This window comes from Nostoc sp. UIC 10607 (genome assembly GCF_047228265.1).
In the GTDB taxonomy this organism is placed as follows: Bacteria; Cyanobacteriota; Cyanobacteriia; order Cyanobacteriales; family Nostocaceae; genus Nostoc; species Nostoc foliaceum_A.
Window position 1 is genome coordinate 1 of sequence record NZ_JBIQNW010000040.1, and the last position, 13,927, is coordinate 13,927.

The 13,927-nt window shown below is 40.7% G+C and carries 13 protein-coding genes; 5 read left to right on the forward strand and 8 right to left on the reverse strand.

Going from position 1 to position 13,927, the window contains the following annotated elements; translation table 11 throughout:
* Window positions 1-256: 256 nt before the first annotated feature.
* Window positions 257-1,345: a chorismate synthase gene (gene aroC / locus ACEYW6_RS25375; protein ID WP_190900260.1), complete on the forward strand. Its 1,089-nt coding sequence runs from the start codon at window positions 257-259 to the stop codon at window positions 1,343-1,345.
* 313 nt (window positions 1,346-1,658) lie between these two features.
* Here aroC and ACEYW6_RS25380 read toward each other — a convergent pair whose 3' ends face one another.
* Window positions 1,659-1,955: a DUF3288 family protein gene (locus tag ACEYW6_RS25380; RefSeq protein WP_190900256.1), complete on the reverse strand. Its 297-nt coding sequence runs from the start codon at window positions 1,953-1,955 to the stop codon at window positions 1,659-1,661.
* A 340-nt stretch (window positions 1,956-2,295) separates the two neighbouring features.
* Between ACEYW6_RS25380 and ACEYW6_RS25385 the strand changes: the two genes are divergently transcribed.
* The gene (locus tag ACEYW6_RS25385; protein ID WP_412981934.1) at window positions 2,296-4,749 is read left to right on the forward strand and encodes an ATP-dependent Clp protease ATP-binding subunit; all 2,454 of its coding nucleotides are present in this window, start codon (window positions 2,296-2,298) and stop codon (window positions 4,747-4,749) included.
* A 318-nt stretch (window positions 4,750-5,067) separates the two neighbouring features.
* Here the strand turns inward: ACEYW6_RS25385 and ACEYW6_RS25390 are convergent, their stop codons facing one another.
* From ACEYW6_RS25390 to ACEYW6_RS25400, 3 genes are all read right to left on the reverse strand, one after another.
* The gene (locus tag ACEYW6_RS25390) at window positions 5,068-6,087 is read right to left on the reverse strand and encodes an aldo/keto reductase (RefSeq protein ID WP_412981935.1); all 1,020 of its coding nucleotides are present in this window, start codon (window positions 6,085-6,087) and stop codon (window positions 5,068-5,070) included.
* A 196-nt stretch (window positions 6,088-6,283) separates the two neighbouring features.
* The gene (gene petJ, locus ACEYW6_RS25395; protein WP_412981936.1) at window positions 6,284-6,619 is read right to left on the reverse strand and encodes a cytochrome c6 PetJ; all 336 of its coding nucleotides are present in this window, start codon (window positions 6,617-6,619) and stop codon (window positions 6,284-6,286) included.
* Between the two features lie 55 nt (window positions 6,620-6,674).
* Window positions 6,675-6,899 carry a hypothetical protein gene (locus tag ACEYW6_RS25400; RefSeq protein ID WP_412981937.1) on the reverse strand — a complete coding sequence of 75 codons (225 nt, stop codon included), beginning with the start codon at window positions 6,897-6,899 and terminating at the stop codon, window positions 6,675-6,677.
* A gap of 191 nt (window positions 6,900-7,090) precedes the next feature.
* Here ACEYW6_RS25400 and ACEYW6_RS25405 point away from each other — a divergent pair, with 191 nt between their 5' ends.
* Entirely contained in the window at window positions 7,091-7,891 is an 801-nt protein-coding gene (locus ACEYW6_RS25405; protein ID WP_412981938.1) for a histidine kinase, read from the forward strand.
* A gap of 342 nt (window positions 7,892-8,233) precedes the next feature.
* Here ACEYW6_RS25405 and ACEYW6_RS25410 read toward each other — a convergent pair whose 3' ends face one another.
* From ACEYW6_RS25410 to ACEYW6_RS25425, 4 genes are all read right to left on the reverse strand, one after another.
* On the reverse strand, window positions 8,234-8,425 hold the full coding sequence (locus ACEYW6_RS25410; RefSeq protein ID WP_322721031.1) for a YqaE/Pmp3 family membrane protein: 192 nt from the start codon (window positions 8,423-8,425) through the stop codon (window positions 8,234-8,236).
* Window positions 8,426-8,568: 143 nt separating this feature from the next.
* Window positions 8,569-8,967 carry a phage holin family protein gene (locus tag ACEYW6_RS25415; RefSeq protein ID WP_412981939.1) on the reverse strand — a complete coding sequence of 133 codons (399 nt, stop codon included), beginning with the start codon at window positions 8,965-8,967 and terminating at the stop codon, window positions 8,569-8,571.
* 310 nt (window positions 8,968-9,277) lie between these two features.
* A complete protein-coding gene (locus ACEYW6_RS25420; protein WP_412981940.1) occupies window positions 9,278-9,619 on the reverse strand; it encodes a 2Fe-2S iron-sulfur cluster-binding protein in 342 nt (113 codons plus the stop codon).
* A gap of 13 nt (window positions 9,620-9,632) precedes the next feature.
* On the reverse strand, window positions 9,633-11,792 hold the full coding sequence (locus ACEYW6_RS25425) for a Tex family protein (protein WP_412981941.1): 2,160 nt from the start codon (window positions 11,790-11,792) through the stop codon (window positions 9,633-9,635).
* 221 nt (window positions 11,793-12,013) lie between these two features.
* On the opposite strand from ACEYW6_RS25425, the gene ACEYW6_RS25430 reads away from it, so the two are divergent.
* Complete coding sequence (locus ACEYW6_RS25430) at window positions 12,014-12,202, forward strand: hypothetical protein (protein ID WP_412981942.1); 189 nt, start codon at window positions 12,014-12,016, stop codon at window positions 12,200-12,202.
* A 160-nt stretch (window positions 12,203-12,362) separates the two neighbouring features.
* Entirely contained in the window at window positions 12,363-12,701 is a 339-nt protein-coding gene (locus tag ACEYW6_RS25435; RefSeq protein ID WP_412981943.1) for a hypothetical protein, read from the forward strand.
* The last annotated feature ends 1,226 nt before the right edge of the window (window positions 12,702-13,927 follow it).

The following is a 13,927-nucleotide window of genomic DNA, read 5'->3' on the forward strand; positions in this document are numbered from 1 at the left end:
TTGCTCCTGTCGCTCTGACTGCTCCTGCTATCAACGGTTAATTCTGAAGTTTAGCTAAATCAAAAAGCGCTCTCCCTAACTGGGAGGGCGCTTTTAATTTAAGTTAGCAACTTAGCAACGGATGAAATATTTACTGTTATAGAGTTGGATAAAAACTCAGAAAAATAGCGGAAAGTTCTACAAAAATAAGAGTAAAAATCAACTTTTGCAAGAACTCTAGATAGAATACATAAGCCTCACCTTTTTCCTCAAAATCATGGGCAATATTTTTGGTCATCTATTTCGCATTAGTACTTTTGGCGAGTCTCACGGCGGCGGTGTGGGGGTTGTGATTGATGGTTGTCCTCCACAACTAGAAATTTCGGCAGAAGAAATTCAAGTAGAACTAGATAGAAGGCGTCCAGGACAAAGTAAAATTACGACCCCCCGCAAAGAAGCGGATACCTGCGAGATTTTATCAGGGGTATTTGAAGGCAAAACGCTGGGAACGCCTATAACAATCTTGGTACGTAATCAAGATACTCGTCCTCAAGATTATGACGAGATGGCACAGAAGTATCGACCTTCTCATGCGGATGCAACTTATGATGCAAAATATGGTATTCGCAATTGGCAAGGTGGGGGTAGGTCGTCAGCCCGTGAGACAATCGGAAGAGTAGCAGCAGGTGCGATCGCTAAAAAAATTCTCCGTCAAGTCGCCAATGTCGAAATTATCGCTTACGTTAAGCGCATCAAAGACTTAGAAGGTGTAGTTGATCCAAATACTGTCACCTTAGAACAAGTGGAAAGCAACATCGTCCGCTGTCCCGATACTGAATGTTGCGATCGCATGATTGAATTAATTGAGCAAACAGGTAGACAAGGTGATTCTATCGGCGGTGTAGTAGAATGTGTGGCGCGAAATGTGCCGAAAGGTTTAGGCGAACCAGTATTTGATAAATTAGAAGCTGATATCGCTAAGGGTGTCATGTCTCTCCCTGCTAGCAAAGGCTTTGAAATAGGTTCCGGTTTTGGGGGAACGCTGCTAACGGGAATTGAGCATAACGACGAATTTTATATTGATCAAAATGATGAAATCCGCACACTAACAAACCGTTCTGGTGGTATTCAAGGGGGGATTTCCAACGGAGAAAATATTATTTTGCGAGTTGCATTTAAGCCGACAGCAACAATTAGAAAAGAGCAGAAGACTGTAACTCGTGAGGGCGAAGAAACGCTATTAGCAGCGAAAGGACGCCATGATCCTTGTGTATTACCGCGTGCAGTTCCAATGGTTGAGGCTATGGTGGCGTTGGTTCTGTGTGACCATTTGTTACGGCATCATGGGCAGTGTAAGGTCTTGTAGGCACTACACATCGACTTACAAAAAATATTTATTTTCCTGGGGTGGGTATCTTACTCGCCCTCTTAAAAAATATTTGGACTCTTTGAACTACTCACACTGACGAGTTATAGAATATTGCTAACTTGAATCGCTGTATAGGTTTTCCATCTTACTTTGTGTTCTTCTATACCGACGTTGCGCGGATGCGGTTCGTTTTCTTGCTCATCAAAATTAATCTTTCGGATCACTAGTAGTCTGTCAAGTTTAAATTGATGGGCAGAGAATATCCGAGTGAAGACCAAAGTCCTTATTCTCTAAGCACTTTAGTGCTTATTTAATTCCAATCCTGTTCGTCTTTCTTCCCACGACTTTTGTAAATACCTCCCAAGTTGTGAATTTGGCGAGTTCTCTCATAAAGTTCCGCTTCAGTCAAACTCCACTGCTGCAAGACTTTATCTAGGTCTTTTTGGATGTCTCTTGCCCCTGGAAACCCTTGATAACGCATTCGCAGTCTAGCCAATTCTGCTAAGTTATAGTCTGTCGCCTCTTGAGCGAGTAAGATATCAATAAGAGGACGATCACGGTTATAAAGAGGGTGTTGTTGGTCTTTGCCGGCCGTTGCTTCAGTCATCGTCAGTCCTGAATGAAAAGTTAAGAGTTAAGAGTTAAGAGTGCTAAGTCTTAGTTTTTAAGTTTAGCTGAGAGCAGAGGAGCAGAAAAGGCAAAAGAAAATCATCTTTTGTACTGACAAAATAATTGTAAACTTTATAACTCCTTACTTGCTTATCACTCCTAACTCATCACTCCTAACTCCTCTTAGACGGCAACTACACCTGAGGTCTTACGGCTCTCACCACTGCCACTTAAGTTTAAATAAAGTTACATTAGTCCTTAAGAAAATACAAAAAACTTTAGATGAGGGTGAATTTATCTCACCCAAAGTCCAAGCAGCAAGGGAGCAAGAACCCGCTATGTTTGAACACTTCACTTCCGAAGCCATAAGAGTAATTATGCTAGCTCAGGAGGAAGCACGTCGCCTGGGACACAACTTCGTAGGAACTGAACAAATTCTCCTGGGTTTGATGGGAGAAGGAACTGGGGTTGCTGCTAAAGTGCTGGCCGAATTAGGCGTTACCCTCAAAGACGCACGCCGCGAGGTAGAAAAAATTATTGGTAGAGGTTCTGGCTTTGTACCACCGGAAATTCCTTTTACCCCCAAGGTGAAAAGCCTCTTTGAGCAATCTTTTAAAGAAGCTCATAGTCTGGGACAGAATTACATTAACACTGAACACTTACTCTTAGGATTGACCGAGGCTGGTGAAGGTGTCGCCGCCAAAGTCCTGCAAAATCTAGGGGTAGACTTCAAGAGTGTCCGCAGCGCCATAGTTCGGCGTTTGGGTGAAAATGCCCCAGCTTTAGCTGGTAGTGGTAGTCAAAAGCGCACCCAACCGCTAACGATGGAAGAGTTTGGCAGGAATTTGACCAAATTAGCACAAGAAGGCAGACTCGACCCTGTAGTAGGTCGCCAGAAGGAAATTGAGCGTGCGATCCAAATTCTCGGTCGCCGCACTAAGAATAACCCAGTGTTGATTGGAGAACCAGGAGTTGGTAAAACTGCGATCGCAGAAGGTCTAGCTCAACGGATTATCAACCAAGATGTTCCTGAAACCTTACAGGGCAAGCAAGTCATCAGCCTCGATATGGGGTCATTGGTAGCTGGAACTCGCTTCCGTGGCGATTTTGAAGAACGCATCAAAAAAGTCGTGGAAGAAGTCCGCACTGTGGGCAATATCATTCTGGTAATTGACGAAATTCACACCTTGGTTGGCGCTGGTGGTACAGAAGGTGGTTTGGATGCAGCCAACATCCTCAAACCTGCCTTAGCACGGGGTGAACTCCAGTGCATCGGCGCAACTACCCTGGATGAGTATCGGAAGCACATTGAGCGCGATGCTGCCCTAGAGCGTCGTTTCCAACCAATTATGGTTGGGGAACCCTCAGTAGAGGAAACCGTACAAATTCTTTACGGCTTGCGCGGCGCTTACGAACAGCACCACAAAGTCACAATTTTGGATGCAGCACTTGTAGCAGCAGCAGAATTATCAGACCGCTATATTAGCGATCGCTTCTTGCCCGACAAGGCAATAGACTTGATTGATGAAGCTGGTTCTCGCGTTCGTCTGCGGAACTCTCAGAGTTCTCCTAATAAAGAACTCAAGCGTGAACTCGCTGGCGTTACCAAAGAAAAAGAAGCAGCAGTCAGAGTCCAAGATTTTGACAAAGCGACACAACTGCGTGACCAAGAGTTAAAACTTGCAGAACAACTGCAAGCAACGTTTACACCAAACGATCAACCTGTCAACTCTACTGTAGTTGATGAAGAAGACATCGCCCAAATTGTTGCCTCTTGGACTGGCGTACCAGTCAACAAGCTAACTGAATCTGAGTCAGAGTTGCTTCTGCACCTAGAAGACACTCTACACCAACGGCTCATCGGTCAAGAGCAAGCAGTCTCGGCTGTATCTCGCGGTATCCGTCGCGCCCGCGTTGGATTAAAAAATCCCAATCGTCCTATTGCTAGCTTTATCTTCTCTGGCCCCACTGGAGTCGGTAAAACAGAATTGGCCAAGGCATTAGCTTCCTACTTCTTCGGTGCGGAAGACTCAATGATTCGGCTAGATATGTCCGAATACATGGAAAGCCACACCGTCGCCAAGCTAATTGGTTCGCCTCCTGGTTACGTCGGATACGACGAAGGCGGACAGCTTACAGAAGCTGTGCGACGGAAACCTTACACAGTGTTGCTATTCGACGAAATCGAAAAAGCACACCCCGATGTATTCAATATGCTGTTGCAACTCTTGGATGACGGTCACCTTACTGATGCCAAAGGTCGGAAAGTGGACTTCAAGAACACGCTGATCATTTTGACTTCCAACATCGGTTCCAAGGTGATTGAAAAAGGTGGTAGTGGCTTAGGCTTTGATTTCGACACTCAAGCTGATGCTAGTTATAACCGCATCCGCACTTTAGTAAATGAGGAATTGAAAGCTTACTTCCGTCCTGAGTTCCTCAACCGTCTCGATGAGATTATCGTCTTCACCCAGCTTTCCAAGGATGAAGTTAAGCAAATCGCTGAAATTATGCTCCGCGATGTTGCTAGCCGCTTGACGGAAAAGGGAATTATCCTAGAAGTTAGCGATCGCTTCAAGGAACGTGTGGTACAAGAAGGCTATAACCCCAGCTATGGTGCTAGACCATTACGCCGGGCAATTATGCGCCTCCTAGAAGATTCTCTGGCCGAAGCAATGCTGTCTGGTGAAATTACAGATGGAGACACAGCAATTATCGATGTTGATGATGACTCTCAGGTGAGAGTACAAAAATCAGAAAAACGAGAATTGCTCTTGGCAAATGTTAGCTGATATGTTGGCTAATATTTATACCTAATCACTTTTTGGTGTAATATTTGAGAAGCACTCAAGCCTCTCGTCTAAGTAGAGGCACCAACAGGGGCATCTCCGACAAACATAAAGTGAAATGGTATTATATCTTTCACCCCTGGTAGAAATACCGGGGGCTTTTTTGTGTTGGGGCGTGTTTTTTTGATGTTTCTACAATAGCATTAGCTGCTAAGGAAATTTCCTCAGCGTCAATATAAGCATCTGGTGAAGTTTAGGGGCATGTCTAGCAACAGTAGTTTCCACAGTAACCTTCACCGGATGTCATCCCTTTCCCGATAATTATCGGCGATATTCGTCGCCACAATCGCCGATAAGCTGGTACAAATCGCGTGACTGCCGAGATACAGCATTGATGCGATCGCGATCGTCAGCATCTAAACTAAAACTAAATACTTTGGCGTTATCTTCTATATGTTCAGATACACCGAGTCTGGCACCAACTATCACACCTCCCACAGTTGGCTGATCTAAAATGTAATGTACTGCCACGTTGGAGATGCTTACCCCATGCTTATTAGCAATTTCCTTTAGAATAGCCAGCAACTCTTGAAATAATCGCCAACCACCCCAAGCATCGATCATATTTTTATATTTTTTTAAACTAGCAGTGGATAAATCAAATCCTTGTGGTTCCGGTTTACCCAGATAGTTTTCTGATAACAAACCGCCGCACAATGTACCGTAAGTAAAAAGCTTTATGTCATGCTGTTGACAAAACTCCACCATATTAACTTCAGGACGGCGGTCAACAAGGGAAAATTGCACTTGGTTAGAAACAATTTTGATACCTGCTTCGGTAATAATCTTCAAGTTTTCCGTGTCAAAATTAGTTAAACCTAGATGCTTAATTTTACCCTCAGTCTGAAGTTCTGCCATATACTTGAGGGCATCCAGGTAATTTTTATCCTGATATTCCCACCAGTGAAATTGCATCAAATCTAACGATTCCACATTCATTCTTCTCAGAGAAATATCAATATTTTCCTCGACCAGTTTCTTCGTCATTTTGCCTGGACGAGGCACCCATTTTGTAAATGCTTGTACCTTGGATAAAGCATCTTTCCCACGAGTATCAATTAGTTGACAGCGAAACTCACCAATAAAGTCTTCTGCGGGCCCATAATGGTCTGCTAAATCCCAAGTGGTAAAGCCTGCATCTAAATACTTGAACATAGTCTCAATGGCGGCATTGGGATTTATCTGTCCGTGTGCGCCGGAGACTTGCCACATACCATTTAATATGCGGCAGATGTTTAAATCGGGAGTGAATTGGAGACGGCTAGCTGCGGGTAAGTTCATTTTCAAGTTTGGGAGTTAGGAGTAACCACTGCGTTACTCTGGTCAATCGAGTTGTCGCAAGTGGTGTTGAAAACGAAAGAATTAAGATTTTAATGATATATAAATCATAGCTGATCATTATTAATTCCTAACTTCTAACTCCTGTACAGACGCGATTAATCGCGTCTCTAACTCCTAACTCCTAACTCCTAACTTTCTAATGCCAACCTTTTTCAGCTTGTTCGAGAACGTAAGCAGCAACATCTTTAATTTGCTGTTCGTTGAGGCGCTCTTTGTAAGCTGACATATTATTTTTACCATTGGTAACTATAGATGTAACTGCCTCTATTGAATCCATCCCGTACTTTTTCAGCGCTTGCTTTTTGAGATTTTTACCACGCCTAACTATGTTGCTGCCGTTGATATGACAACCAGCACAATGAACACTAAATAGTTGTTCCCCGTTAGCTGTATCTACTGCACTAGCAGGCAAAGTAAAAGTACTGATTAATAACAAAAATGTTACTAATACTAATGCGAGTAAATTTTTCAATTAACTTCTCCCGATTTTGACATACTATTTGCAGGTATAAATGTAAGAAGCAATACTAAAGGGATTCAAAGTCTGTTGTAAATCCAGCAAAATTTGCACAATCTTCTTGAAAGGCTTCTGCATCACTAACATCCTCAATTTTATAGGACATGATGCGCGTACCATCTGGCATTTTTTTGGAACCAATTAATTCACCTTGATATTTATCTGCGATCGCTTTAAATTCAGTACCATAAAGCTTCCAGGCATCACCTGAACAAGTAATATTTACTTGCCACATATTTTCATCTCAATTACTACCAACAAATATTAATCATCTCACAAATGGGCAACATGCTACATATCACCTCTTTAGGGTTATTATTTTCTATCTAAAGGAAGTGCCAAGCCTTATCAGACTACGCCATACTATGTGTATGAGAACATGTCTAGAAAATTTTATCCAAATTAGTTAAATCCCAAGAGTTGAAAATGCCTAACAATATCAAACAACAAATTCAAGCAGACCTGCAACAAGCTAAAGAAACTGGGCAATTAAGAACTGAGCGGATTCGAGAAATTGTGAAATCCGCAGTTTCTCAAGTTGCGTCTGAGTTTAAACAAGGATCTAGTGAAGTTCGTAACCTTGTTAAAGATGCCGTTTCTGCTGTAATTGAAAACTTCCAAGAAAAAGGTAGCGAACTCAAAGATGAAGTGACAGCTTCCATTGAAGGAGCACTAGAAGGGATTAATAGCAAAAGGCACGAAAGCATTGCTCAAACTCAGACAGATATAAAGAGGCTACAGGCTCAACTGGATGGTGAAGAAGAACAACTCCAGCAAGAGGTTGATGTAATTTTGGCAGAGATTGAAGAAACGGGTAAGGAAAAACCAGCTAGTACCAAAACTGCAATAGATTCTGCTGTCAATGCTATTAAAGATAGTGAAGAAGTAGGATTGTTAAAGAAACGTTACGCGCAACTGCAAGCGCAGCTAGCCATTGTCCGAGCTAACTTAGCTGCACGCTATGGCGGACGTAATATGGAAGTTCAAGATTATCTAGACGAGGCGAAACACTGGTACGACAAAGCTCGTCCTCAAGCAGAATCTATGGCTGTACAGGTAGAACAAAAGCGATCGCAGCTAGAAGATAAACTGGGTGAAGCTGGTACATCTCTAGCAAGAAAAGAACACCAAATCAAACAAACCTTGAGGGAGTTACTCTTAACGGCGGCTGACTTATTCAAAGATAAAGAACCAGCTGATAAAGGGCGGGAAACTATTCATAAATAGATTACTTTGATGTTGAGTTAGCTCAATAAATAATAGGGTGCGTTAGGCTAAAGCTTAACGCACCTTCTGATATAGGGATACATTAGGCGTTTTTGATAAATATTTTTCTTTACAAATCATCTTGAAATTTGCGCCTAACAAAATCAACAGCTGGTTCTATTCCATACATACAATGAAGTACACGGGTAGGGGCACAACATGTTGTGCCCCTACGATTATCTGTACCTCAGCAAGTTACAATCTGCTGTAAGATAAAAATTGGTGCGTTAGGTTGAACACCTAACACACCGTAATTAATGGGAGATACTGTTAATTAGAAACCCTGAAAATTCATCTTGCGTATTAGTAAATACGTCCTTCGCGATTCAGCTGTTCATCATGCTTGGCAATAACCCAAATTGCATGAATACTACCGGGAAGCCAACCTAGAACTGTGAGCAAAATGTTAATAAACAAAGTAGGGCCAACACCAACTGTCAAGAAAACGCCTAAAGGAGGCACTAACAAACCTAGAAGATAACGAACTAATTTCATGATTTTACAACTTTGTGATTTTGTTTAACTACGTTCTCTTGAAGATACCGAATCAGAAAATCTACCTCATGAGTTATCCTAATTCGGAGATTTTATATGGAGTAGAAACAGGATATAACTAATGTTTCTACTCCTATTGATACTTATCTAGAGGGTAATTGATCTTGGCTTTTAATATCACCACTGCCAGTTAAAAGGTTTCTTTCAACAAAGTAGTTGTTAATGAAGGTGTTAGCAAAAGTTAGAATAACTGGCCCAAGAAGGAAACCAATAATTCCGCGAACTGAGAAGCCTGGAACAAACGCTGATGCTAACCAGAAACACAAACCGTTGACGACGAGCGAAAATGCTCCAAATGATAGAAAGTTAAGTGGTAGAGAAAGAGTAGAGAGAACTGGTTTAACTGAACCGTTAATTAGACCAATTGCTAAAGCGGCAATCATCGCTGCGGGAAAATTAGCAATATTAACGCCTGGAACAACCAAATCAACAATCAACAGGCTCAAAGCTGTAGCTAGGGCGGTTAATAATGGTGTTAACATTTTTCTTACCTGATCACTAGAGATTTTTTGTAACTTCTTATCTCATCTTCAACTATGTGCTAGGTTTTAGCCTCTCTTGCAAGATAGAATTACCTTCTATCGTTAGGCCGATCATTTAGAAAAATATACGATTCTTATACATATATTATATACATGCAATACATTGTAAAGTCGCAAAACTATTCTTCCTTACTCTGTTCGACCAATTGCAAAACTTACAAGTGCTGTGATGCTTTATATTTAAGGGTGCGTTAAACAAATTTAACGCACCCTACGAATTTAAGATTAATTTAATGTGATCGGGCAAAAATCAGTCAGATTTTCCAGACTCAGGCTGATAGTAAAGTGCTGATTTATATAAAACTTGTTCTTGATGGGTTTCTAAAGTGCAATTAGATAAGGGGTAAGTTACACAAGTCACGACGTAACCAGCTTGTATTTCACTTGGACGCAGAAATTTTTGCTCACTTTGATCAACTTCACCGCTAATGAGTTTGGCTATACAAGCAGAACATTCGCCTTGTTTACACCCAGATGGTAGACGGATACCAGTATCTTCCGCCATATCTAGAATATATTGATCATCAGGTACTTGAATGGTGCGATCTAACCCAAGTGTAGGATTGATAAATCGAACTTGATAAACTGCCATCTGCTGTTTCTAATTATTGCTTAACTGTTTTCATAGACAAACTAATCCGCTTCAGTTTCTCATTGATTTCTAACACCTGCACTTTGACTACTTGTCCAACTTTGACAACTTTTTTCGGATCGTCTACAAATCTATCAGCAAGTTGAGATATATGCACCAAGCCATCTTGATGTACGCCGATATCGACAAACGCGCCGAAGTTAGCGACATTTGTAATCATTCCCTCTAGTTCCATTCCCACCTTTAAGTCCCTGATTTCCTTAATTCCTTCTTTGAAGGTGGCATACTTAAACTCAGCGCGAGGATCTCTACCTGGTTTTTCCAGTTCGCTAAGGATGTCGCGCAGTGTAGGTTCGCCGACGCTATCGGTAACGTATTTCTTCAGGTTGGTCTTTTTAAGTTTTTCGGCAATTTGTGTCACCTGATTTAATGGCACATTTAAATCAGATGCGATCGCTTCTACTACAGAATAACTCTCTGGATGCACTGCTGTATTATCCAATGGGTTTTCACCGCCGCGAATCCGCAGAAAACCCGCCGCTTGTTCAAAGGCTTTCGGCCCCAGCTTTGGAACTTTCAACAGTTGTCTGCGATTTTTAAAGGCTCCATTCTGGTTACGATAGGCGACAATATTATTGGCAACACTTGCCGTAATCCCAGAGACGGAAGTCAGAAGTTCTTTGGATGCGGTGTTTAAGTCTACACCGACGTAGTTAACACAGCTTTCCACGGTGTCATCTAATTTCTTTTTCAACAACTTCTGATCGACATCGTGCTGATATTGTCCCACACCAATGGATTTGGGATCAATTTTCACCAGTTCCGCCAAAGGGTCTTGTAAACGGCGACCGATGCTAATCGCACCGCGCACGGTAATATCTAAATCAGGAAACTCTTCCAGCGCCACTTTACTAGCAGAATATATAGATGCGCCAGACTCATTCACCATCACCTTCACTGGTTTGCGTTCTATATTTTGTAATACTTGTGTGACAAATTCCTCTGTCTCGCGTGAGGCTGTACCGTTACCGATAGCGATTAACTCAATTTTGTACTTTTCAATCAGATTTTTGACAATTTGTGCAGCTTTGAGTCGTTGTTCAGCCGCTTGGTGGGGAAATACTGCTTGATATTCCAAAAATTTCCCCGTTTGGTCGAGGACAGCAACTTTACATCCAGTTCTAAATCCAGGGTCTATCGCCAGCGTTGGTTTCATACCTGCTGGTGCAGACAGCAGCAACTCCCGCAGATTAGTTTCAAATGTCTTGATCGATTCTATATCTGCATAAATTTTCTTCTCAGAAATCACCTCTCCCATTAGAGAGATTTTCATCAAACGGTTAAATGCATCCTTCAGCATCGCCTGATAAAAATCCCGAATTGTCCGAACTTTGGTTTTAATTTCTTTAGACTCAAGATAGTAAAGTACCGTATCCTCATCGAAAGCGATTTCAAAGCTTAATACTTTTTCAGTTTCACCCCGACACAACGCCAGCATATTGTGTGGTGCAATATTTTTTACCCTAATTTGATAGTTACGATACATCTCAAATTTGGTTGTACCTTCGGGATAATCATCTTTGATGCGGGAGATGAATACTCCTTCTTCTAAAAGATAGTCACGGATATATGCGCGTAATTCAGCTTTTTCAGCTACTTCTTCTGCCAAAATATCAGCAGCACCTTTGAGCGCTTCTTCTGCTGTTTTTACTCCCTTGGTTTCAGAAATATACTTAGCAGCTGCTTCTTCCAGGGAAGCTGTAACAGCATTTTTGACATTTAGTGATTTGATGAATTCCGCCAGTGCTTCGAGTCCCTTTTCTCTGGCGATAGTGGCGCGAGTGCGCCGCTTTGGTCGATAGGGTAAGTATAAATCCTCAAGTTCGGTTTTTTGTAAGCAGGATGAGATTTTGGCTTTGAGTTCATCTGTAAGTTTACCTTGATCAGCGATCGCACTTAAAATCACCGATTTTCGTTCTTCCAGTTCTGTTAAATAAGTATATCGATCAGCCAGTTCACGTAGTTGCACTTCATTCATCTCATCAGTGCGCTCTTTGCGGTAACGTGCAATAAAGGGAATTGTTGCACCCTCCGCCAAAAGTTCCAGCGCATTTTGCACCTGATGGGGTTTGAGGTTTATTTCAGTTGCCAGTAATTGAGGAATGTTCAGCATTAGGTGTCTAAAATGAAAAAATGAAAATGCTACTTCTAAAGGTAATATGCTAGATCCTGATCCTGGCGCAAGTCCAAAGTTTTAAGCTAATTTACCAGATGATTGCTCACAAGAGTGCAATTGGCAAATATAGAAAAAACCCACCTACGCAAGTTTTAAACCCTTTCAATCCGCATGGGTAAAGCATTGGTAAAAGAGAGTTTGTATAGCATAGCGCAGCTATGCTGAGTCGGGATAGCGGCGAAATGAGCGTCACTGGAAGGGATTGTGTACTCCTTTCTATAGATGTAGCATCTCGTACCCCTATTCTTAAAGCTTACTACGCACAGCATCGACCACAGAGAAAGGAGTTATTTGCCAAGCTTTTGAGTGCTTCATCTGTCGGAATTATTACAGCAGTTCTAAATTAGATTATGTAGATTTTCAAAGCTAAAATGCTTGATATCTGAGGTCTAGCAATACCTCACCAGCATAGGAAGCGCAATATTCCAATTAGTACAAGATCCAACGTTGCGTAATCTTGACTTTCTATAATATTTATTTCTATGGGCTGTTGTAGCTAAAACCTGATTGGATGTAAAATTAACCACAATTACAAAAACAATTTCAAGTTGTTTTATACGCACAACAACTTTTAGTTCAGAAGTTAGGAAGATGCCTTTGTTTTTCTTGATACCACTGTGTACTGCCTTAGCTATTGGCTACTTATTTAAAAAGAGTACTGATGAAATTGCATATCTTGCAGGTGTGTTTGCAGCTATTAGCTTGATTTTAACCTTAGTATTAGCACCCTGGCAGATTCAGTTTGGATTGTTAATCATTGTCTTAATCATTACCAATAAGCTTTTGCAGGAAAATGAATCCAAACAGATTGAAGCTACAGGAAAACAATCTAGAGAAATTAAATAATCCCAACTACCACGAACTAATTTTTCTAAACTTTAAACTGGTGGATAATTAGAAGACAGCGACCCCAGTGATATCTTTAAAAATAGAACTTGGTAATTATTGTTTATCGAAACGTCTTTCCTGTGGGTATGGTATTGACTGCTTTAAACTTGCTTTTTAACTAGGATATTTCCTATTCAGCTTATGAACCCTATTCTCAAATAAAGCTTGATGAAAAAATTCAGAAATAGGGTCTTTCTACTTACTTGATGTCTGAATTAACTTTCAACTAAATTTTCTTGCGTCAAGCAGGTACAAAGCTACGGATTTTGAGGCAGGAGGTAAAAACTCTTAATATCTGATTTTGAGTCTTGCATTTTGTACCTCAGTTACTTACAAACTTCTGTATATCTGAATTTGAAGATTTTCGTGGGTAAATAAAAAACGATTTAGACTGCCGTTGCCATCTAGAATTTTTTTGTAATTATTTTTATACTTAGTGCAACTTTATACTAAAGATTTTCTTTTTTTGCGCTGCTGTTCAAGCTGCAATTCTGATTTAGATAACTCTTAGCTTTACACTTTTATAGAAATCCTATTTGATTTTTGAAAAACTCCGTGCAACTTCAAGTTACTTCTTCTCTGTATATTATTCCCTACCTAAGGGAGTAATATAAGTTCAAAAATCAAAGCGGGCTGCTATGGAGTTTTATACTAAATCGCTACTTCTGCAAGTTTGTTATCCAGAAAGTGCTTCATAAATGTACAAATCCTCAAAACAAAAATTCATTTAGAGAAAGTTTCGATTTTATGAAGTTTTTGTTTAAGTATATTTTCGGAAAATGAATTTTTGATGAAGTATAGCGATAAATTTGCAACATACCTTTATCGTGGTATTCTAGTAAGTGATTACATGTAAGAATAAATTTAAAGTAAGCCTCTAGTTAAAATTACATGTAATAAAAACAGTCAAGCAAACCTAACCTTAAAATAATGTGAAAATCTCTCAAATCTGATGCAATCAACATCAACTCTGAGTTGATAAACCAACACTAGTTTATATTAGCCATTAGTGTGGTCAAAGGCTCCATTTGGACATGCAGTAATATTTCCTAGAAACCTGTAAAGCGCATTCCCGTGAACGGATTTATCTATTGATTTCTGCAACTAAGCAGACTCCTATTACTTATTGTATTCCCATGTCCAAAAAGAGTACATATAGACATTTAATTTGAGTACAAATTTTT